Here is a 21220-nt window from a genome sequence, read left to right as displayed (position 1 = left end):
GTTTTTATGAGTTCAGCATATGTAATCGAGCCACCAGCACAAATCTCCTTGCCGGTCACTGGTGATGCGCGACGTTTTGCCGTGAATCGAATTTACTGTGTTGGTCGCAATTACGCTGATCATGCGCGAGAGATGGGTCATGACCCAGACCGAGAGCCGCCATTCTTTTTTATGAAGCCAGCCAATTCCATTGTGACGGATGGAAAAAATATGGCCTATCCTGCTTTATCAAAAGACGTTCATCATGAAATCGAGATGGTAGTAGCAATTGGTAAGGGTGGTTCCAATATTCCCGCAGATCAGGCGCTCGATCACGTATATGGTTACGGTGTCGGTTTAGATATGACAAGACGCGACTTACAAGGCGAAGCAAAGAAGATGGGCCGTCCATGGGATACGGGTAAGGCCTTTGATCAATCTGCCCCTTGTGGTGAGATTACACCTGCTAGTCAGTGCGGTCACCCAAGTAAAGGTGCGGTGAAGTTATTAGTCAATGGTGAAGAGCGCCAAGTAGGCGATCTCAATCAACTCATTTGGAATGTGCCAGATACGATTGCTTACTTATCTACTCTGTTTACTCTAGAACCCGGAGATTTGATTTTCTCTGGAACTCCAGCAGGTGTTGGTCCCGTGAAAAAGGGTGATGTTTTAGAGGGCAGTGTTGAGGGATTGGCGAATTTAACAATCACCGTAATTTAATACGCCAGCATGTCCTTCATTAGAGCCATTCTTATTGCTTGTGCGCTGCCGCTAATATTGGCGGCATGCGCAAGCACAGAGCCACCTTCTAATACTGTATCTGCAAGTTTATATAAAGATGCAGCTCCTTTAGATTTGCGTCTCAGTAATTTGCCTTACCCCTATCCTGTAAAAGAATTTCAGACTCGTTTGCAAGGGCAGGCTGTCACGATGGCTTATATGGATGTAAAGGCGGTCGGTAAGCAACGGGGTGTGGTCCTGTTATTTCATGGAAAGAATTTCTCAAGTGATTATTGGGCCCCCACTATCATAGGCTTAACGCAGGCGGGCTATAGAGTCATTGCCCCAGATCAAATTGGCTTTGGTAAATCATCCAAGCCGAATGTTTCATATCATTTTGATAACTTGGCAGCCAATACCAAGGCTTTATTGAATGCTCTGCAGATTAATCATGTCTCTGTCATTGCTAATTCTATGGGCGGCATGTTGGGCATTCGCTTTTCCAGGCTCTATCCACAAACAGTACAAAAGCTTGTACTTGAAAATCCACTTGGTTTAGAGGATTACAGCAAAGATATACCTCCCCAGGATAATGACAATTTATTAAAGCTGGAAATGGCTCAAACAGAAACGAGTTATCGACGCTTTCTACAAAGCTACTTTCCCAATTGGAAGTCAGGGTATGAGAAGTTTGTAGAGGTTTATGTACGCGTACAAAAAGGGCCGGACTATCCTGCTTACGCACAAACTTCAGTCTTAACTTATCAAATGATCGCTGAAAAACCAGTTGTGAACGATTTACCTTCTCTTCAGATGCCGGTACTGTTAATTATTGGACAACAAGACCGCACCGTTTTCGGAAGGCGCTTTGCACCCCCCGAAGCGGTCAAATCTTTAGGCAACTTTCCGGAGTTAGGAAAAAAAGCTCAGAAAGTAATTCCGAATGCAACCCTAGTGCCAATTGACAATGTGGGTCACGTTCCTCATGTTGAAGTGCCAGTGCTCTATGTAAATACCGTTGTGCAATTCTTAAATCAACCGCAGTAATTCTATTGATTGCTAGATTGCTCTAGACGCCAATCAGCCCCCATATCGCGATGATTATTTCTAAAGTCCCTTATAGAGTCGCCTTGGTTTTCTTCGGGGGATTTCTCATCCTCAGTAGCACCTTGGCTAAGGCTTCTTATATAGAGAAGTGCTTGCGCAATGAGCAGCCTGATCGGCATTGCGCACAAATACAAGCCAATATGGAGCGCTGGACTGATAGCATTAATGAAGCTGCGGATAAAGTTAGCATTGATCCTTTATTACTAAAAGCAGTAGTCGGTATTGAGTCTCACTTTAATGACAGCGCCCACTCACGTTCAGGCCCTGTCGGGCTGGTCCAAATATTACCGGCCACCGCATCCAAGTTAGGGTTCAGCAAAGAGCAACTCAAAAATCCAGAGATGAATCTAGAGGCGGGGGCTACTTATCTCAAGGTACAAGAAGCCCAATTTCATGATAATTATTTGGCAGTTGTAGCTTACAACTTAGGTGGAAGAACAACATCTCCAAATAAGAGGGCTCAGCACCATGCTCATGCCTATGCCAAAGAAGTGATGTCTCTCTTTGACTATTTCCAATCACAAGGAAATGGCAATCCAGCTAACTAAGGGTAGGTTGAGTAACCGCAGCATGAATTCCAAGTAATTGGCTTTCAAAGCTTAGCAGTCCTATTTGCCAGTCCATTTCGGTGGACGCCCTTCAAGGAAGGCATTAACACCTTCTTTGAAGTCTTTGCTGTTATAGGTCTCACGCATGAGATCCGTACAGTCAGGTAAGTTGTTTTGTAATATGCGCGCTAAAGTGAGTTTGCTGGCCTTTTGAGTAATGGGGGCTAGTGCAGCCATCTTCTGGGCTAAAGCATCAGCTGCTTGAGATATCTCTGAAGCTTCAATGGTTTGATAGAGATAGCCAGTTACCAGAAGTTCTGGCGCCTTAATCAACTCGCTAGTGAGCAGCATTTTTTTCACCATCGGAATGCCCAGGTGTGCACTTATCCATGCGAGATTACTCGGCGACAAACAGTTTCCTAGAGTACGTGCAACTGGAATGCCAAAGCGTGCTTCGGGTGTAGAGATTCGGAAGTCACAAGCGGTTGCAATTAATAAACCGCTGCCAACTGCCAAACCCTCTATTAGGGCAATGGTGGGAATAGGCAGGTGTTGTAAAGAATGAAAAATGTTATCAACTGCAGTCTCATAGGCTTCATCTTCTTGCAAGTCTACGAATTGTTGAATATCACTTCCAGATACAAAAGCTTTATCTCCGGCGCCTCTAAAGATGGCTACCCGAATCTCTGAGTTCTTGGCGATTGAGTCACAAATATCCTTAAGCTCTTCATACATAGGCCAAGTCATGGCATTACGTGCTGCAGGATTATTAAATGTGATGTGAGCAATTTTCCTGCTGATCTCAAGCTCAAGACAGGGTGGAGTGGGCTGGGTAGTCATAGATGCATTCTAATCATAGTCAAAAGACCATTCTCTAGGCCCTGATTTCTGAATTTGCTAGAGGAAAAGGCATCCTGCGCTAGAATTCTGATATGTATATGTTTCTCCCTTTTCTGACTGCTTTTATCGGACTGATCTTGGTCTGGTTTGAGAAGCGCTTGGCGGGCCTGACAGTCTTGGCAATTACGGTAGCTATTCTCATGATTTGGTTCCGCTTTCATGCCACATCACATCTCAATATCAGTCTCTAAGCAATATCGTGAGTAGACATTCATTTCCATCGCTCGCTGCTCTTGGCAATCAACTGGCTTTGTTGGCGGTAATTGGCGTCCTGTCTTATGCATTTGTTGATCAACTCTATTTTGGTGAATTGCCTTGCCCGCTTTGCTTAATGCAGCGAGTTGGATTTGTCATTATTGGATTTGCCTTGGTACTCAATATTCGTTGTGGTGCTCACTCTGCGCATTACGGCTGGGCCATTTTGGGTGGACTTGTAGGTATGACGGTTTCTCTACGCCAGGTTTTCTTACATATTCTTCCTGGCGATAAAGGATTCGGCGCTACTTTTCTAGAGTTGCATTTTTATACTTGGGCTTTCGTTGGCTATATGGGCTTATTAGCTGGCCAAGCCATTTTGTTAATGCTGCCTAATCGTGAGGTGCGCTCACGCACCTGGTTTGCTAATGCCTTAGTGATTATTTTTATTTTGCTAGTGTTCGGCAATCTACTCTCTACACTACTAGAGTGCGGCTTTGGTCCTTGTGCTGATGACCCAGTCAAATACGATGGGTGGCTTTGGTTGCGCTCACGATTTGGTTTTTAAAGTTCTGCCGCTCAATCCCTGATTGGGCTTCAATATGATGCAACTTACTCAAGCGATTAAACGCTTTGCTCTGATTTGGTTTATCGCTGCAGGGGTACTGGTTGCCCATGCTCAAAGCAAGCCGCCAAGCCTTCCTAATTGGCCCAAGCAAGCCATTCGAATTATTGTGACCTTTACTCCCGGCGGTGCCCCAGATATTTTGGCTCGAGTATTGGCGGAAAGCTGGCAGCAAACCCTAGGGGTAGCAGTCTTGGTAGAAAACCGTCCCGGCTACGGTGGAAATATTGGTGCGGATTTAGTAGCCAAGAGTGAGCCAGACGGCTATACCTTACTCATTGGTACAGTAGGTATTCATGCGATCAATGGATCGCTGTATGAAAAAATGTCTTTTGATCCAGTCAAAGACTTCACACCGATTAGTTTTTTGGCAAGCACACCAAATGTACTGATTGTGAATAAGAAATTGGGTGTCAATAATTTACATGAACTCATTGAGCTTGCTAAAGCAAAGCCCAATCAACTCACTTTCGGCTCTTCGGGTGTTGGCACTTCGCTGCACATGTCGGGTGAATTGTTTAAAGAAATGGCGGGTATACAAATTCGTCATATTCCATACAAGGGGCGGGCGCAATCTTTGCCCGACGTTATCAGTGGACGCATTTCGATGCTCTTTGATAACTTGTCATCCTCCTTGCCTTTGATTAAAGCGGGTGAGGTGCAAGCTTTGGGGGTGACTACTTTAAAGCGCTCTCAAGCTGCCCCTGAAATCCCCACTTTTGCCGAGCAGGGGCTACCCGGTTTCGAGGCAGTTTCCTGGTTCTCATTAATGGCGCCAGCCCATTTACCCCCAGTAATTCAGAATCAATTAAATCAATTAACTCGCCGCACATTAAGCAATCCCGATGTTAGAGCGCGTCTGTTGGCCGGCGGTCTGGAACCAGCCCCTGGAAGTCCCAAAGAGCTTTCTCAGTTGATTGCGATGGAATCAGCTAAATGGAGTAGGGTGGTTCAGCAATCCGGTGCAAAATTAGATCAGTAAACACCTCTTTTCTTGTCAGCCTAGTCCTTCTTGGGGCGTTATATACGGTATGAGTAGCACCCTTCCTTTGGGATTACCCAATTTGCTTAAATTTTCAGCAATAGACTTAGCTAAATTCAGCTGCATTCTGGCGATTTGCTTGCTTACTGGCTGCGCAACGCAAACCCAGCAGATCAAGATGAATGAGTCTAAAGAGCAATTTAAGAATGGAGATTTGCAAGGCTCAGCAAACGCGATTGAAAGCGCCTTTAAAGACAAAAACACCCTCTATTACCTTGAGATGGGTGAAGTTCAACGTTTGCAGGGAACATCTCAAATTCCCAACAGCACAAAAAATTTACGCATTGCAGATCAACAAGTAGATCAATGGGAAATTGACACGCAGGAAAAGTTAAAGCGCTCATTCTTTAATACCAGCGCTTATTTTTTATCTGAAGGTTTTAGTAGTGACTACGATCCCAAGCCTTATGAAATTACACTCTTAAGTCAAACGCTCGCATTGAATCATCTCTCTCAAGGAAATTGGAGTGATGCGATGGTGGAGGCCAAGAAAATGGCTCAGCGAGAAAAAGTGATTGAACAACTGATTCAAAGTAAAGTATCTGCAGTTACTCAAGCTCAACAAGAGCAGCAGGCTAATCCACAAACTCAAGGTTCTACAAGTCGTATCCAAGAAATTAGTGGCTACCCCATTAATTTATTGGATGATCCAGAAACTCGCAGTCTCAAGAATTCTTATCAAAACCCTGCAGCCTACTATTTGTCAGGCTTTATTCATGAATCACAGGGAGAAGCCAGCTTGGCAGCGCCAGGCTATCGCTTGGCAATCGAATTACGCCCATCAGTCAACTTTTTTAAAACCAGCATTGCTAAATTGGATTCCAATATTGCCAACCAGAGTAAGAAAAGTTTTGCCGATACTTTGATCATTATCGATACTGGTTATTTGCCAAAAATTGTTCCCCAACAAATTAGTCAGTCCTTTGCCATTGGCGGAAGCAGAAAGTTAGTCACTCTGACTTTCCCGGTGATTGAAAGATCTACCGAGCGATATACGCCAACCCAAGTTCAGATAGGCGATAAAGTAGCTAATCCAGAGTTGGCTGCAAATATCGAGGCAATGGCAAGAAAAAATCTAAGCGATGAAATGCCTGGTTATGTATTAAGAGCCTCATCGAGGGCGCTGACATCTTTAGCCGCTCAATATGCAGCAGATCGCGCAGCCCAACAGGCAGCTAATCGCAATAATCACAACAATCAAAACAACCCTACTGCCGCTATTATTGGAGCAATAGCATCCATGATTACTGGGTATAGTCTGCAAGCGATTAATGTTACCGATGTCCGCCACTGGTCTACGTTGCCCGCCCAGACTTATATGGCCAGAATGGGGTTACCAATTGGTGCAAATGTGCTGAAATTCACATTGCCTTCAGGGGTTGTTCAAAGTCAGACGATTAATTTGGTTGGCGGATATAACGTCGTGTATATCCGCATGTTCAGAAATAAAGCGACTGTTCTAGTTTCTAATGATCCAAGTGCACTACCTGTAAAAGCAGCGCCTACCACCCCTGTAGCACCCGTTCCTAACCCGACAACAGAGGTGGTTTCTGCTGCTAAGCCCACTCTTATAGAGGCACCTTTAACAACTACCCCGGTAGAGCCCATTCCAAACCCTGCTAGCGGTAAGATGGAAGGGGTGAAGCCTTATGAGCCCCCTAGTTTGCTCAATAGTGTTCAGCAGCTTTTTAATTAAGAGAGAATTCGGATGAAAAAATACCTCACCATCATATTGACGACCTTGGCATTAGCAGCTTGTAGCTCTAATCCCTCCATGAAAGAGATGACGGTAAGAATGGGTGATACCGACAGTATCCAAATTACCGATATGCGTAGCATTACACGTAACGGTGTATTAACTGCACAAGTTACCATTCAAAACGACAGTAAATCAAACCTCGTAGCCTACCGTTTTAAATGGCTCGGGCAAAATGGTATGACTGTCGCCGATGAAGAAGCTTGGAAGCCAGTAACAATAGGCAAAGGACAGACCACCGTTATCATGGGAATTGCACCAACACCAGATGCAACCGATTTCCGATTTGAGTTAAACCAGTACAAATGATCACTGCACACTAAAGACTAATTATGAAAATTTCTCATCAAACTTTCCGTCTCTCTGTACTTTCCGTGACTATGGGCTTGTTGGTTGCTTGCTCTGGTCCACAGGTGCGCTATGGTGATGCCAAGCAAGTTGAAACTGTGAACGCGGACTACGGCTCAACAGACCTTCAGATGATTGCTGAAGCGATGACTAGATCATTACTCCAATCTAAAGCCATCTCGGGCAGTAAAGATGCCCCGATTGTGACTTTGGCTGATGTGAAGAACAAGACCTCTGAATACATTGATACTCGTGTGATCACCGATAAGATTCGCACGCAATTGCTCAAGAGTGGCCAGGTCCGTTTTGCAGTAAGCGTTTCTGAAATGCAAAACCAAACTGAAGAGCTGAAGCGTCAAAATCAATCTGGCCTCTATAAGAACAGCACAATTTCTAAAACTGGCAATATGCAGGGTGCGCAATACCGCATTGAAGGATCTATTGCATCCATTGTTAAAACCAATAAAGACGTAAAAGATGTTTATTACGTGTTTAATTTAAATCTCATCAATAATGAATCTGGCCTCATTGAGTGGGCTGATGAAAAAGAAATTCGTAAAACGGCTACGCGTTAATTGATGGATCAACATGATCAAAAAGGTGTCATAGTGCAAATTTCTAAGTTAACGGTTTTATGTTGTGCTAGCGCAAGCTTTGCCTTACTTCTGGGCTGCGCCTCTAAGCCTCTAGTCCAGCCTGAGCAGGCAATTGTGGGACAAGTGCCCGCAGACCCCCCTAAAAATCCTGTGATTAATGCTGAAGCACTGAAGACGGAATCGAAATCGATTGCCGTCACGGATATTTACTTCAAAAAAGAAGGTAAGAACCTCACTTACATTGAAGAAACCAGAACCACTAGCGATAACAACACGAACTCGGTCATTACTCCAAAAGTCATTGAAGTAGATGCAGACAAAGCGAACGCTTCTGCTTTGACGGGTGGTCCCAACTCTTCAGCCCTGCCTGTGAAATTTACCAATCTGGCTGACCCCAGTGCAACAGCGCCAGGAACAGCTGTGCCTCCAACTCCCGCGCAAGATCCTGCGGTATCAAATAGCTCTTCGACTGCCTCGAGTGCGAATACTCAGACCCAGAAGAAGTCTGGCTACCAATCAAATGTTGAATACGGCGAACTGCGTTACTTGGCCAATCCCATCCGCGGGCTTTTGATCAAGTCTGGCTATAAAGTAGTTCAAGCTAAACCATCAGTCGCAGTTCCCAATCAAGGTGATGAGTATTTTGATATCGTTAAGCGGATTAAGGCTGGTGATTTTGGTGATGCTAACTATGTTCTGTATGGTGTCTTAGCTGAAATTTCGGTAACTGATAATGTGGATGATATTCCTGGCACTAAATCTACCTCTCAGCAAGTCGCCCTAGAAGTAACAGTGGACTTTAATGTGGTCGATACCCAAACCAATCAAATTGTTGCTTCTTTCATCGCATCGGGCGATGGCAAAGAAGTGCGCATTGACGGCAAAGACAATAACTTTAAGCCCAGCATGGCAAAGTTAATGAAGTTAGCTTCTCTTGATTTAGCTGAAGACGTTCGCAAGCATTTGGCCGATCAAAACTTCATTACCAATAACCCAGGATCTGCAGGCCAGATGCGTAATTTAAAAAGACGTTTGGATGATGATCCAGCTACTTTGAAGGTTTATAAGTAAAGCGACCTAAGCCTCTACCGGCGGATGTGTTTTCTCATAGCGCTCCGCCGTTCTTCTGAAAAGATAGAGTAGCAAGCAAGCGGCTAAGCCTAAGCTAATACTATTGCCAGCCCAGAAGCCATTGGCACCTTGTAAAAAGGTGGGGGTATTTCCAAATACATTGAATCCCATCAAATAGCCGCCGCCAAGCCCTACACCCCAGAGTGAGCCGGCATAAATCAGCATTGGCCAGAAGGCAATACGATAGGCTCGCAGAATAAATGCAGCAGTCACTTGCAGTGCATCAAATACTTGGTAGAAGGCGATAAACAAAAATAGCGGTATGGAAAATACTTTAATCTCAGCTGGTGGATCGTAGAGATCGAGTAGTTGCATGCGGAATATCCAGACAGCAAAGCCTATCGTGATACACAAAGCAGTTGTAAAAAATACAGATGACCAGCCAATTTCTTCGGCACGCTCAGGTTTATTAGCCCCAATCGATTGGGATACTAAAGTCATTGTTGCAATAGAAAGGGAGAGGGGCACCATATAAATGACCGTTCCCATGTTTGCCACAATTTGATGCCCAGCTAAGGCAGTTGTACCTAAGCGCGCAATAAATAAAGACATGAAAGTGAATGAAGTCACTTCAATTAAATAACTAAAGCCAATCGGCGCTCCTAGTTTGAGCAAAGTCCAAATACGATGCCAGTCAGGAAGGCTAAAACGTTCAAAGATACGGAACGGATGATAGAAGCGATCGAAAAGAACAAACCCCAAAGTCATTAAAAGCCATGACCAGTTGATAATCACAGTAGCCACGGCACAGCCTGGGCCACCCATGCCTTCAATGCCTAGACCACCGTATATAAAGAGTAGGTTCAATGGAATCTTTAATCCCAAACCAATTATTTGCACTACGGTAATAACAGCGGGACGGGATACTGCGTTATGGAGCGCCATTAGCACGCGCATACCCATGCTCGCAGGCAAGCCTAAGGCCAATATATTGAGATAGAGGCGTGCCTTGCCTTCTATCTCCGGACCCACATGGGAGATGGACAGTAGATGATCGGCGTTGAGTAAAACAAAGCATCCTAAGACTGCTAGGCCAAAAGCAAGCCAAGTGGCTTGCCTTACTTCTTCTCCAATCTCATCAAATCGTTTGGCCCCAAATAATTGCCCAGCAATGGGAGCTAAGGCGGAGATGACACCAGTTAAACCAACATAGATGCTGATAAATATCGCTGAAGCCATTGCAAGCGCTGCAAGATCATCCGCAGAGTAGCGTGCTGTCATTGCGGTATCTAGTACGCCAAAAGCGATAACTGCTAATTGACCAATGAGTAAAGGCCCAGCTAATTTGAGTAAAGCAGGGACGTCCTCGCGTAAGCGCGATAGCTTAAAGTGCAGCATTGATTTATTCCGGAATGACTTCGTAAAGCCGTAAGCGTTCGTCACGATCAGCTGCGCGACGGTCTTCCCAGAGAAGATTAAGTTTCTTATTGTTCAGCTGCGCATAGGCCTTAGCTTCAGTTTGGTTATGCGTCAGCATCCAAGGACAGTTGGGGTCATCACGCAAAGGGAGTTTGGTGAAATAGTCAAAGGAGGCCAATTGCGCCATACCAATATTGCTGGTATTGATGCAGCCAGCACCTGGCGGTACTACTTGTGAGAGGCGCGCAGACACGGGGCGATAGGTTTTGGCGTAGTTAATCGTCGGTAGCCATAAAGTCATCAGGAGAACCCACATTAAGGTGGTGCCTGACGCAGAAATGATCAGGCAGCGCCAAATTTCCTTAGGGGCACGCGATGTTCTCCAGCGAACGATCGCCAACCATACGCCGGTAATGGCTAGTGCCACGATGAACGCGAGCCAATTGAACTGACTTTCAAAGCCTGGCAATAGGCGCGTGATGTTAGCTGCAGTAGTCTCAGGGTAGCCTGTAATTTTTGCTAGCCAAATAATCCAAATCGCTAATGCAATCAAGGTAAAGCTAAACATGGCAAGCCAGTCAATAAAGCTAATCACACTACGTTTCAAAATCGGCAAGCTAAATGCTGCAATGATCGAAAGGCTTGGTATCAAGATCATCAGATCATGCTCATTCGCCTCAAGACGAAAAATTACATAGATCAAGCTGCCAATAAATAAACTGAGGGGAATGCAAAGATGTGGTGCACGCCATGCGCCTGCAGCCTTGACTCGACCCCAGTGGGCTAAAGAAATCATTGCTAGCGGCCACACAGGCCATGCGTAAGCCCAGAAATTAATACTTAAAAACCCAAGCGATTCTAGTGAAGGAGTGGAGCGCATCTCGGGAGTATTGCGCCAACCTTCTTCTGCGATATGGCGCCATTCTGTTGGTAGACCAGCCAAATACCAGATGATCGGCCAAAGCGCAAAGCCGATTAAGCCTAAAACAGTACTTGCTAATGTCCAGCGAAAGCGTAACTTAGCATTACTTGCAATGACGGCGATGATCGTGGAGGTAACAATGATTAGGCTTAAGGTGAGGTTGCTCGATAAAGCCACAATCGTGATGCCTAGACCTGTCCATAGACCGCCTTGCCAAGGCTTATCTAAGCCGCGCACAGTGCCGTAAAGAACAATACTGATGCCCATCAGTTGCGCCATCATTGGTGTGGTTTCATGCGCGCGCTGAGCGAGGCCAACGCAAGCCAAGAAGATGAGCAAAGCGCCATCAGCCAACGTCATCCCATAGCTTTTTAAATCAGGCTGTCCACCCATTGCTAGCGCCATAGGCTGAACTTCGCGCCGACGACCTAATAAGTAAGTGGCATACCAAATAGCCAGTGCAGCAGAGAAAAAGCAAATCGCTGAATATAAGCGAGCAGCATTTGCAGCGCCAATATACTGACCAAATAATTCGATGAGACCAGCACCCATCCAGTAAGGAAGTGGGGTGCCTAAAGAGATGTTGCGACCTGCTAAGTGAGGGACGACCCAATCAATCGAGTTACCACGAAATAGAGACCACATACCGCCAAAGCCAATGGCATCTTCATTTTTCCATGGATCACGAAAGAAGAGGCCAGAAAAACCATATACCAATGTCAGCGCAAAAATAATAATGCGCGGGATCGATTTAGTGGCGGCGGCGGTGAGTTTGACCATGTACTTTTCAATGTAAAGCAAAAAATAAAAAAGGCAGCAAACGCTGCCTTAATTATCTCGCAGGGAAGGTATTTTCCATACCCCGCGATTAGAAGGGAATTAAGCCTTCTTTTTAGCTGGCTTTTCAGCAGCTTTAGCTTCTGCAGCAGCTGCTTTTTTCTCAGCAGTTTTAGCAGCGCCATCACCGGAAGCTTTAGCAACCGCTTTTGTACCGAATTTCTGACGGAATTTCTCAACACGACCAGCGGTATCCATGATTTTCTGGGTACCAGTGTAGAAAGGGTGTGACTCAGATGAAGTCTCGATCTTGGCCAATGGATATTCATTGCCATCTTCCCACTTGATTGTCTCTCTAGTAGACATGGTGGAGCGAGTCTTGAAGCTGAAGTTGTTAGAAACGTCTACAAAGACGATTTCACGATATTCGGGGTGAATGCCAGGTTTCATTATGAGTCCTATGAGCGGGTAGCCGTTTAAGTTAAAACAACCTAAATACTTTCCCAAGTTAAAAGCGGTAAAGGCGAAATTATGCCATGAAATCAACAACAAAGCGCATCTTTAGGGTCTAAAAAGGGCTAAAACAGCCCCCTAGACCCCTAAATTAGCCTCCGCGACGCATTAGGTCGAAGAATTCGCCATTGTTTTTGGTGGATTTGAGCTTATCTACGATGAAGTTCATCGCTTCGATGTCGTCCATATCGGCCAGTAATTTACGTAATACCCAGATCTTCTGGAGATTCTCAGCCTTCACTAAGAGTTCCTCGCGGCGGGTGCCTGACTTATTAAGATTAATCGATGGGTAAACACGACGCTCAGCTAAGCGACGTTCAAGGTGCACCTCCATATTGCCGGTACCTTTGAACTCTTCGTAGATGAGGTCATCCATACGGCTGCCTGTTTCAATCAAGGCGGTAGCGATGATGGTCAATGAGCCACCTTCTTCAATATTACGAGCGGCACCGAAGAAACGCTTTGGACGTTGCAATGCATTGGCATCCACACCACCAGAAAGTACTTTGCCTGATGAAGGAACAACGGTGTTGTAGGCGCGTGCTAAACGGGTAATCGAGTCAAGCAAGATGATGACATCTTTACCCATCTCTACTAAGCGTTTTGCTTTTTCAATCACCATCTCAGCAACTTGAACGTGGCGAACTGCTGGCTCATCAAAAGTAGAGGCAACAACTTCACCGCGAACAGAGCGTTGCATTTCAGTCACTTCTTCAGGACGCTCGTCAACGAGCAAGACGATCAAAATAGCTTCAGGATTATTTGCTGCAATTGCATGAGCAATGTGCTGCATCATCACCGTCTTACCAGACTTCGGTGATGCCACGATCAGTCCACGTTGGCCGTAACCGATTGGGGAGATCATGTCGATGATGCGGCCAGTCAGATTCTCTTCTGCCTTGATGTCACGCTCTAGGCTAATTACACGGTTAGGGTGCAATGGCGTTAAGTTTTCGAACATGATGCGGTTCTTAAGGGCTTCTGGAGCCAAACCGTTAATCTTATCCACCTTGACCAATGCAAAGTAACGTTCACCATCTTTTGGTGTTCGCACTTCACCTTCAACGCTATCACCAGTATGTAAGTTAAAGCGGCGGATCTGCGCTGGGGAGATATAAATATCATCGGGTGAAGCCATATAAGAGGCTTCAGGAGAACGCAAGAAGCCAAAGCCATCTGGCAACACTTCTAATGTACCGTCGCCGAAAACAGTTTCACCAGCCTTCGCGCGTTTCTTCAGAATCGCAAACATCAGTTCTTGTTTGCGCATCCGTTGGGTATTTTCAATCTCCAGACTTGCTGCCATTTCGAGCAGGGCGGATACGTGGAGGACTTTGAGTTCAGTTAATTGCATGTGGTTCTCTGGTGTAAATAATGAGGTGTGTAGAAGCTAGATAAATTGAATTTATTTTTGGGGTTTGCCGTCGTGATGAAGATCAGACAGATGTGAAAAACAGAATTTGGATTTTGCTAAGAAAGGGGGAGGTAAATTACTGAAAAATCGGAGCACTTCTTAGTGCGTTGAATTACTTGTTAGAGTGATACTACACCATATTTGACTGGACACAAGTCAACTAAAACCCCTAATTAATGTGGCCAAAAGCCAATGGAGACCACAGGCTCATTTGCTGAACCTGTGGCATGAGACTCTTAGATATTGCTATCAATGAAAGCGCTAAGCTGGGATTTAGCCAGGGCGCCTACTTTTTGAGCAGCTACGGTGCCATTTTTAAAGAGGATAAGTGTAGGAATGCCACGAATATTAAATTGGGCAGGTACACCTTGGTTCTCGTCAACGTTCATTTTTGCGATTTGCAATTTGTCGCCATACTCACCGGAAAGCTCTTCCAGGATGGGGCCAATCATTTTGCAAGGACCGCACCACTCGGCCCAGAAGTCGAGCAGAACAGGTTTATCGGACTTGAGGACGTCTTGTTCGAAGGAGGCGTCAGTTACATATTTAATGCCGGCACTCATGAAAATTCCTTATTTAGGCTTATTTAGTTATAACGTTACAGCGCTTATATTAGCAATAAGCGAAACATTCTGCTCAAAAATGAAAATTAGACGTAAAACTATCATCCAACATACAGATTAATGTCTCAGCCATTTCCGATGCTTACTGAACAGCAACAGCCATATAGCTGGGCTATCACGCCTAATGCTGGTGCTCTGAAGGAACTCGCCAATGGAATTTGGAATTGTGCAGTGCAAACTAATCAACGCCCCTTAGTGGTGCTTAGTACGGCAGGACCTTTAATGGGGGTGAGAAGGGCGCTGGAAGTATATCGTCCAGCCGACTTACCCAATCACCTTGCCTTTTTGCCTCAAGTCATTAGTTTTCAAGATTGGCTGGAGGCTGCTCCAGGCGCATGGAAGTTTCCAAAAAAACAATCTGATCTAGAAAGGTGGTTAGGTGTTTACTCCACTCTGCGTAAGCACCCCGATCTTCAGGCATGGTTTAAAGCTGAGAGTGAGACGGGCGCATGGGGTCTTGCTCAAGCAATCGTGAAGGCGTGCGATACCTTATCGAAGGCGGTAAGTCCACATCTTCAAAAACAGATTCATGTATTCATGCAGCAGTATGAAAGCGATCAAGATCAGCAGAACAAGATAGGTGAAGTTTGGGGGCGTGAAGTTCAAACGTTGCTAGATGCCACTATTCAAGAAGCATATCGTGGCATGGCGCGTAAGGTGGTAGACCAAGAGGCAAACGTATTGCTTACTTTCTGGCGTTATACCGCCAGTGTGAGTGACCCCGCTTTTCGCAATCAGTTTGCGATTGCAGCCCACCTTCATGCACTTGCACAAGCGCAAGCAGTCCATCAAGCGCGACCATTAATTTGGGTTGAAACCGCAGATCCCACTCCAATTGATCAAGAAATTATTGCTGATTTACTTCATCAATATGCTCAGCTTGCACCCGCAATAGAAGTCAAGATGGATTGGAGCGCTGTGGGTTTGTGGCCCGAAGCAATACAGGGCGGTGACAAGTCAACGCAAGCTGTCCAGAATGTGCATCATGCTCAGATTGAAGGTTGGAGACTAGTTTCTGCAAAACGATTTGAAGAGCTGGCATGGACTGCAGCAAAAACAATTGAGCAGCATCTGATTGATGGCAAAACCAATTTAGCATTAGTAGCTCAAGACCGTTTAGTTGCCAGAAGGGCGCGCGCCTTGTTGGCTAGGTTAGGGCCTGCATTAAATATTGCTGATGAAACTGGCTGGAAGCTTTCTACTACCCGCGCTGCTGCTGCACTCAATAGTTGGCTAGAGTTAATTCAGTCACCTAAAGATGGGCCAAGCGTCAAAGTTCTACTTGAGTTCTTGCAAAATCCTTTTTTAGATATTGAAAAAATCCTGAATCGAGAAAAAGATTTCTGCATCGGATTGATTGCAGAGCTTGAAGATATTTTGATGGCAAGTAAAGCGGAATCCGGATGGACTACTTTTTATTTAGCCATCGAGCGCGCACAGCAATATGCCGTTAAAACTGCGTCTGCTATACCAAGCTCAGCTTTGTTAGAGCTCTTGCAGTTCGTCAGAGAGCGTCATCATGAGTGGTCAAAACTAAAGGTTGATTGCAATAAAGCTTATAAGCTTTTACAGGCCAATCTGCAGGCCACTGGCATGGCGACTAGCCTAGAAAAAGACTCTGCTGGTAAACAGTTATTAGAGGTCTTGAAGAGTTTTGATTTGCATCGCCCCGACCATCAACTGACTGTAATGCGTTTGAATGAATGGCTCAGCTTGATCAAAACGGTAGTGGAGGGTGCTAGCTATCAAGAGGAGGGTGGGGATGCTAGGGCCAATTTGAGCATTCTGCCTCTAAGCTCTGCCCGTTTAAGAGAATTTGATGCCATCGTATTGGTGGGTTGTGATGAGCAGCAGCTTCCAGCCTATTCTGAGCCGCCTTTATTTTTTTCGGATGCCTTAAATCAATTGCTCAAGACATCTACCATTGAGATGCAATTTGTGCAGCAAGCAAGAGATCTTTCTCAGTTATTGGTTTCATGTAGCCAAGTCGATTTACTCTGGCAAAGTAAAAGTAAGAATGGAGAACCTTTAAGACCTTCCGCTTGGATTCAACGCTTACAAAGTAAAGTTGATTGGCATGCGCTGAGCCCTCAAATACAGAAGCGGGTATTTGAGCCCAACCCGATTGACATGGCAGTAGCGCATTTTGAAGAAGATTTGCCTATGCCGCTTTCAATGAGTCCTAGTGCTTATAAGGCATTGCGTGATTGCCCTTATCGCTATTACGTTCGCAGCTTATTGGGCTTGCGCAAAATAAAAAGTGTTGACGAAGGATTTGATGCATCGCTAGCCGGGCAGACCTTGCATCAGGTTTTGAAATCCTTCTATCACTCGCTGAAAACGGAAGAACATAAAAATCCCAATCTTAAAACGCAAGATGAGGAGCGGCACGAATGGATGGAGGCTCGTCTCAATATGGAGTCTGAGCAAGAGTTCGCCCCTTTAATTGAGGGTGATGCGAGGGTAATGGGGGCCTTACGCGATTGGCAAAAGCAAATCCCGAGCTTTATTGACTGGCAATTACAACGCGAGCAAGCAGGATGGCAGTATTTTGATGGCGAACTAAAGGTAGGTTTTGATTTACCTTTTGCTGATATCGATGGCAATTTCAAAACCATTCGTATTGAAGGCTTTGCTGATCGATTTGATATTCATATTGACGATAGCAAGCTTGCTTCAGTAATTGATTATAAGAATCAGCGTTTCGAGCGAGTTAAGCAGCGTGCCGAACATCTATTAGATGATCCGCAACTATTAATTTATGCGCGCGCAGCGAACGAGTCTCAAGAAAATCACAAGTTGCTTGGGCGTCAAGTAAAACAAGCCGAGTGGGTTGCTTTAAAAGCAGACCTCTCAAAAGAGGCGCAAAAGGCTGCTCGCTCGCAAGAGGTTCAAGAGATGCCTGAGATGATGATGCAATTTTCAGCGCAAATTACCGAAGATGTACAGGGTCTTTGGTCTAAAAAACCAATGCAAGCTTTTGCACCCGAAGGCGTTTGTCAGTATTGCGAAGCTCGCGGTATTTGTAGGAAGGGGTTTTGGTAAATATGCCATCAGACCCAAATCAGGCTATGAGCAAGGTTCTTAGTGAGGTAGAAAAGCAAGCCTATTCTGAAAGCTTAGCTTGCGATCCTCATCAGTCAGTGATTGTTTCTGCATGCGCAGGCAGTGGAAAGACCTGGCTATTGGTGGCACGCATGGTGCGTCTCTTGCTTGATGATGTGAAACCGCAAGAAATATTAGCGCTGACATTTACTCGTAAAGCTGCGCAGGAAATGCGTGATCGTTTGTATGGTTTGCTTGAACACTTTTCAAAAATAGATGATGACTCCTTAATGCAGGAGCTAATCGCCAGAGGTTTGAATGTTGATCAAGCGCGATCCTATTTGCTGAAAGCCAAAGCACTTTATGAGGAGGTACTCGCAAACCCCCAGCCAATTGTGATTGACACCTTTCATGGCTGGTTTGGTAGATTGCTTGGTGCCGCTCCAGTTTCCCTGGGGATCCAACCAGGCTTTACATTGCGCGAGGACGCTAAACGTCTGCAGTCAGAGTGTTTAGATGATTGGTGGGGAAATCTTCCCGCCGAGCACAAGGGTCATTATGACGTCCTACTCAAGCACTTAGGTTCACACGAGACCCAAAAACTCTTAATGGGAAAAGCAAGTCTCTTTAAGCAAAGAGGTGCTTGGAATTTTTATACAAAAGATTGCATTCAAAAAGGCATCAGCCCCGTAGATCGCTTAACGCAAGTTTTGCATCGCCTCCATCTTCCCAATCCATTAATGGTTTTATGGGACGCCTCCAATGCTTTAGAGGATTTAAGATTCTTGGCTAAATGCTTTGCTAATAGCAGTTCGCAGGACAGTGATCTATTGGAGTATTTACTTCCTGCAATTGATTGCAAAGAGCAAGGCGGAAGCGTCATGGATGTGGCAAGTACTTTGCAAACTACATTCTTAACTAAAGATCTAAAGTACCGCAGTAATAATGACAAAGCTTTGGGGGCTCTGCAAAAGTACCTTGATGCAGAGGGGCTGTCAGATCGTGTAGCCGAGCATATTGCAATAAAACAATCATGGGGCCATTCCTTTGAAGCCTATTTGTTGTGGCAAGCTGAGCAGGATGTATTGGCAATCAATCAGGCTTGGTTTGCTTTGAATCAATCCATGATGGCTCACGCCAGCGCCAAAAAAGAAAATATGCGGGTCCGTGATTTTGATGATCTGGAGATTGGTGTAAGCACCTTGATGGCAGATGCAGCGAATGCAGCCTATCTACAAGCCCGTTTAGATGCAAAGTACAAGCAAATCCTCATTGATGAGTTTCAGGACACAAATCCATTGCAGTGGCAGATTTTGCGTGCTTGGCTAGCAGGCTACAGCGCAGGCGATGACAAGCCCAAAGTATTTATAGTGGGCGATCCAAAACAGTCAATTTATCGTTTCCGCCGCGCTGATCCTAGGTTGTTCGAAAGTGCAAAGCAATTTTTGCATGAGGAGTTAGGTGCGGTTTATATCGAGCAAGATAAAACCCGCCGCAATGCCCCAGAAATTAACCAAGCTGTGAATCGAATATTTACAGACGAGCAGATTCCGCCGGAATATCCATATTCAAAACAAGAGACTCTCTGGACTTCACCAGTGCTGGATAGACCCGGTGATGCCTATGCTGAGCAAGGTGAGGTATTTCTTCTTCCTTTAATTCCCTATGCTGAGAAATTGGAAGAAGTGCGTGAAGGAAGCGCATTTGATAAAGCAATTGCTGATCCAGGGCAGACTAATGCAGCCATCCAGCGATATCGAGAGGGACAAGCTCTTGGTCGCCTCATTAACCATCTTCTCAAAACCCGAAAAGTACCGGATCAAGCGGATGGTAAAACAGTCTGGCGTGCTGCGCGAGCAAGTGATTTCTTGCTGTTGGTTAAGCGACGCCAATTCTTAACGGAATATGAAAGAGCATTGCGTGAAGCAGGGCTTGCCTATGAAAGCTCACGCCTAGGCGGCTTATTAAATACTTTGGAAGTAGATGATCTGATTGCCTTATTGACGGTGTTGGTTACTCCCCGTCATGATTTACCGTTGGCCCAAGTCTTACGTAGTCCTATCTTTAACTTTACTGAAAAGCAAATGCAAAAGCTTGCTGTGGCGATGAATGCTGATCAATATCGCTCATGGTGGGACGCGTTACAAGATAGTCAAGACGCTCAATTACAAACCGCTGCTCGCTATTTAAAGCATTGGCATCTTTTAGGTGAGCGTTTGCCGGTGCATGACTTATTAGATCGCATCTATCAAGAGGGTGATGTACGCATTAAATACGCCGCCATATGTCAGGAGATTGACCGTCCACAGGTGTTGGCTAATTTAGATGCCTTCTTGGAGGTCGCGCTTGATCAAAACGGCGGTCAATATCCCAGCTTAAGTCGATTTATTCAGGAAATTAATGCCAAGCGACGTGGCGATGATGATGAAACCCCAGACGAAGGGGATGTTGACGCTACCGGTGATGAAAATTTAGTCGAACTTAACGGCGAAAATGACATGTCGGAGGAGGATCAACAGCAGCGTGTTCGCATGATGACGATACATGGCGCTAAAGGTTTGGAGTCACCGTTTGTCATATTGTTAGATGCCAATAATACCGACGCCAATGTTGACTATAGTGGTGTCTTGATGGATTGGGCGCCGCATGAACAAAGTCCATCCCACCTGTCTTTATTTACCTCTAAGACTCTAACTAGCCCTCGACTAGAGTTAATCGAAGCGGAAAAGAGCATTGGTGAAAATGAAAACTGGAACTTGCTCTATGTGGCGATGACCCGCGCACGCCAGGGCCTCTGGATTAGTGGAGATGCGCAAAAGCCGACGAAAAATAATCCAGATGGTCTCGATAAATCCTCCTGGTATGGCAAAGCGAGTAATGCCGGTATTCCAATTGCAGTGGTTCCAGTAGGAATGGAGCATAAAGAGCCCGCGCACTTAACTAAAGACGGCGCTCATGAGTCCGCTATAGAAGACTTTGTCTTAAATTGGCTACCCGCCATTCAAAATCATGATCAATTGCTAAGCGATATTGAAGGCGGGCAAACACTTGAGGTGTTTGTCGGGGGCGACAAACAAGTCGATGAGCCGGATCCAGAGATTTTGGAGGAGGGCAATCACTTCCATCAATTACTAGAGATGATGACTGCACAAACTAGCGCGCCTCTGATGCAAGCTATGCCTAGCAAACAAGAGATTGTCGATTGGTTGGGTATTCATGAAGATCATGCTGAGCAGTTAATCAAGCGTGTAACAGCGGTATTGGAAACGCCTGCATTAAAGAAATATCTGACTGATGGAGCCTGGGTGCAGGCCTGGAATGAATTGGATATAGCCTCTCAAGATGGCAAGAGCTACCGCATGGATCGCTTAGTAGAGTTTGATACCCATTTGGCCATCATTGATTACAAGTTAACTATTCCACCTGAGGGAAGTGAGCAGTACGAAAAATACTGTAAACAACTGGCAAACTACCAAAAGGTATTGGAGCACATTCGCTCGGATAAGCCCAGCAAGGCTTTTTTAATCTCCTCGCTTGGTGAGTTAAAGCAGCTTCTTTGAGGCCCTTGAATTTCGTCCTAAAGCCCTCATATGGCTAGGGAATGATAAAAGTTCCTAAAC

General features: G+C 45.4%; 18 protein-coding genes. 12 read left to right on the top strand and 6 right to left on the bottom strand.

All coding sequences use genetic code 11. The features are described from left to right. Positions 1–6 precede the first annotated feature (6 nt). Genes PNUC_RS06930 through PNUC_RS06920 form a run of 3 tightly spaced genes read left to right on the top strand, consistent with a single transcriptional unit; the run spans position 7 to position 2354 of the window. Entirely contained in the window at positions 7–699 is a 693-nt protein-coding gene (locus PNUC_RS06930) for a fumarylacetoacetate hydrolase family protein (RefSeq protein WP_011903160.1), read from the top strand. 9 nt (positions 700–708) lie between these two features. Next, positions 709–1746 carry an alpha/beta fold hydrolase gene (locus tag PNUC_RS06925; RefSeq protein WP_011903159.1) on the top strand — a complete coding sequence of 346 codons (1038 nt, stop codon included), beginning with the start codon at positions 709–711 and terminating at the stop codon, positions 1744–1746. A gap of 50 nt (positions 1747–1796) precedes the next feature. Then, a complete protein-coding gene (locus tag PNUC_RS06920; protein ID WP_011903158.1) occupies positions 1797–2354 on the top strand; it encodes a lytic transglycosylase domain-containing protein in 558 nt (185 codons plus the stop codon). Positions 2355–2414: 60 nt separating this feature from the next. On the opposite strand, the gene PNUC_RS06915 is transcribed toward PNUC_RS06920, so the two are convergent. Next, a complete protein-coding gene (locus PNUC_RS06915) occupies positions 2415–3194 on the bottom strand; it encodes an enoyl-CoA hydratase/isomerase family protein (RefSeq protein ID WP_011903157.1) in 780 nt (259 codons plus the stop codon). 92 nt (positions 3195–3286) lie between these two features. Here PNUC_RS06915 and PNUC_RS11010 point away from each other — a divergent pair, with 92 nt between their 5' ends. The 7 genes from PNUC_RS11010 (at position 3287) to PNUC_RS06880 (ending at position 8887) form a co-directional block, all read left to right on the top strand. Then, positions 3287–3445, top strand: coding sequence for a DUF5993 family protein (locus PNUC_RS11010; protein WP_155763319.1), 159 nt, complete (start codon positions 3287–3289; stop codon positions 3443–3445). Positions 3446–3453: 8 nt separating this feature from the next. Further along, complete coding sequence (locus PNUC_RS06905) at positions 3454–4017, top strand: disulfide bond formation protein B (protein ID WP_011903156.1); 564 nt, start codon at positions 3454–3456, stop codon at positions 4015–4017. A 34-nt stretch (positions 4018–4051) separates the two neighbouring features. Next, the gene (locus PNUC_RS06900; protein WP_011903155.1) at positions 4052–5056 is read left to right on the top strand and encodes a tripartite tricarboxylate transporter substrate binding protein; all 1005 of its coding nucleotides are present in this window, start codon (positions 4052–4054) and stop codon (positions 5054–5056) included. A 49-nt stretch (positions 5057–5105) separates the two neighbouring features. Continuing rightward, complete coding sequence (locus PNUC_RS06895) at positions 5106–6812, top strand: COG3014 family protein (protein ID WP_011903154.1); 1707 nt, start codon at positions 5106–5108, stop codon at positions 6810–6812. An 87-nt stretch (positions 6813–6899) separates the two neighbouring features. Next, positions 6900–7181: a YcfL family protein gene (locus PNUC_RS06890; RefSeq protein ID WP_223245987.1), complete on the top strand. Its 282-nt coding sequence runs from the start codon at positions 6900–6902 to the stop codon at positions 7179–7181. A 23-nt stretch (positions 7182–7204) separates the two neighbouring features. Then, entirely contained in the window at positions 7205–7795 is a 591-nt protein-coding gene (gene lpoB / locus PNUC_RS06885) for a penicillin-binding protein activator LpoB (protein WP_011903152.1), read from the top strand. A gap of 3 nt (positions 7796–7798) precedes the next feature. After that, a complete protein-coding gene (locus PNUC_RS06880; RefSeq protein WP_011903151.1) occupies positions 7799–8887 on the top strand; it encodes a hypothetical protein in 1089 nt (362 codons plus the stop codon). Between the two features lie 6 nt (positions 8888–8893). On the opposite strand, the gene PNUC_RS06875 is transcribed toward PNUC_RS06880, so the two are convergent. From PNUC_RS06875 to trxA, 5 genes are all read right to left on the bottom strand, one after another. After that, a complete protein-coding gene (locus PNUC_RS06875; RefSeq protein WP_011903150.1) occupies positions 8894–10285 on the bottom strand; it encodes an MATE family efflux transporter in 1392 nt (463 codons plus the stop codon). Positions 10286–10289: 4 nt separating this feature from the next. Then, on the bottom strand, positions 10290–12008 hold the full coding sequence (locus PNUC_RS06870) for an ArnT family glycosyltransferase (protein WP_011903149.1): 1719 nt from the start codon (positions 12006–12008) through the stop codon (positions 10290–10292). Positions 12009–12107: 99 nt separating this feature from the next. Continuing rightward, entirely contained in the window at positions 12108–12455 is a 348-nt protein-coding gene (locus PNUC_RS06865; RefSeq protein WP_011903148.1) for a type B 50S ribosomal protein L31, read from the bottom strand. 154 nt (positions 12456–12609) lie between these two features. Beyond that, the gene (rho, locus tag PNUC_RS06860) at positions 12610–13872 is read right to left on the bottom strand and encodes a transcription termination factor Rho (protein WP_011903147.1); all 1263 of its coding nucleotides are present in this window, start codon (positions 13870–13872) and stop codon (positions 12610–12612) included. 296 nt (positions 13873–14168) lie between these two features. Beyond that, a complete protein-coding gene (trxA, locus tag PNUC_RS06855; RefSeq protein ID WP_011903146.1) occupies positions 14169–14495 on the bottom strand; it encodes a thioredoxin TrxA in 327 nt (108 codons plus the stop codon). 120 nt (positions 14496–14615) lie between these two features. On the opposite strand from trxA, the gene PNUC_RS06850 reads away from it, so the two are divergent. Further along, positions 14616–17600: a PD-(D/E)XK nuclease family protein gene (locus PNUC_RS06850; protein WP_011903145.1), complete on the top strand. Its 2985-nt coding sequence runs from the start codon at positions 14616–14618 to the stop codon at positions 17598–17600. Between the two features lie 2 nt (positions 17601–17602). After that, positions 17603–21160, top strand: coding sequence for a UvrD-helicase domain-containing protein (locus PNUC_RS06845; RefSeq protein WP_011903144.1), 3558 nt, complete (start codon positions 17603–17605; stop codon positions 21158–21160). Positions 21161–21220: the final 60 nt, after the last annotated feature.

This window comes from Polynucleobacter asymbioticus QLW-P1DMWA-1, from assembly GCF_000016345.1.
Classification (GTDB): Bacteria; Pseudomonadota; Gammaproteobacteria; order Burkholderiales; family Burkholderiaceae; genus Polynucleobacter; species Polynucleobacter asymbioticus.
This window is presented reverse-complemented; position numbering and strand designations above follow the sequence as displayed.

What these genes read in the sequence shown, in the direction of transcription:
- PNUC_RS06865 (WP_011903148.1), bottom strand. Translation starts at nt 12,455, where the DNA reads ATGAAACCTGGCATTCACCCCGAATATCGTGAAATCGTCTTTGTAGAC.
- trxA (WP_011903146.1), bottom strand. Translation starts at nt 14,495, where the DNA reads ATGAGTGCCGGCATTAAATATGTAACTGACGCCTCCTTCGAACAAGAC.
- PNUC_RS06925 (WP_011903159.1), top strand. Translation starts at nt 709, where the DNA reads ATGTCCTTCATTAGAGCCATTCTTATTGCTTGTGCGCTGCCGCTAATA.
- PNUC_RS06875 (WP_011903150.1), bottom strand. Translation starts at nt 10,285, where the DNA reads ATGCTGCACTTTAAGCTATCGCGCTTACGCGAGGACGTCCCTGCTTTA.
- PNUC_RS06900 (WP_011903155.1), top strand. Translation starts at nt 4,052, where the DNA reads ATGATGCAACTTACTCAAGCGATTAAACGCTTTGCTCTGATTTGGTTT.
- PNUC_RS11010 (WP_155763319.1), top strand. Translation starts at nt 3,287, where the DNA reads ATGTATATGTTTCTCCCTTTTCTGACTGCTTTTATCGGACTGATCTTG.
- PNUC_RS06895 (WP_011903154.1), top strand. Translation starts at nt 5,106, where the DNA reads ATGAGTAGCACCCTTCCTTTGGGATTACCCAATTTGCTTAAATTTTCA.
- PNUC_RS06920 (WP_011903158.1), top strand. Translation starts at nt 1,797, where the DNA reads ATGATTATTTCTAAAGTCCCTTATAGAGTCGCCTTGGTTTTCTTCGGG.
- PNUC_RS06845 (WP_011903144.1), top strand. Translation starts at nt 17,603, where the DNA reads ATGCCATCAGACCCAAATCAGGCTATGAGCAAGGTTCTTAGTGAGGTA.
- rho (WP_011903147.1), bottom strand. Translation starts at nt 13,872, where the DNA reads ATGCAATTAACTGAACTCAAAGTCCTCCACGTATCCGCCCTGCTCGAA.
- PNUC_RS06870 (WP_011903149.1), bottom strand. Translation starts at nt 12,008, where the DNA reads ATGGTCAAACTCACCGCCGCCGCCACTAAATCGATCCCGCGCATTATT.
- PNUC_RS06890 (WP_223245987.1), top strand. Translation starts at nt 6,900, where the DNA reads ATGACGGTAAGAATGGGTGATACCGACAGTATCCAAATTACCGATATG.
- lpoB (WP_011903152.1), top strand. Translation starts at nt 7,205, where the DNA reads ATGAAAATTTCTCATCAAACTTTCCGTCTCTCTGTACTTTCCGTGACT.
- PNUC_RS06880 (WP_011903151.1), top strand. Translation starts at nt 7,799, where the DNA reads ATGGATCAACATGATCAAAAAGGTGTCATAGTGCAAATTTCTAAGTTA.
- PNUC_RS06930 (WP_011903160.1), top strand. Translation starts at nt 7, where the DNA reads ATGAGTTCAGCATATGTAATCGAGCCACCAGCACAAATCTCCTTGCCG.
- PNUC_RS06915 (WP_011903157.1), bottom strand. Translation starts at nt 3,194, where the DNA reads ATGACTACCCAGCCCACTCCACCCTGTCTTGAGCTTGAGATCAGCAGG.
- PNUC_RS06850 (WP_011903145.1), top strand. Translation starts at nt 14,616, where the DNA reads ATGTCTCAGCCATTTCCGATGCTTACTGAACAGCAACAGCCATATAGC.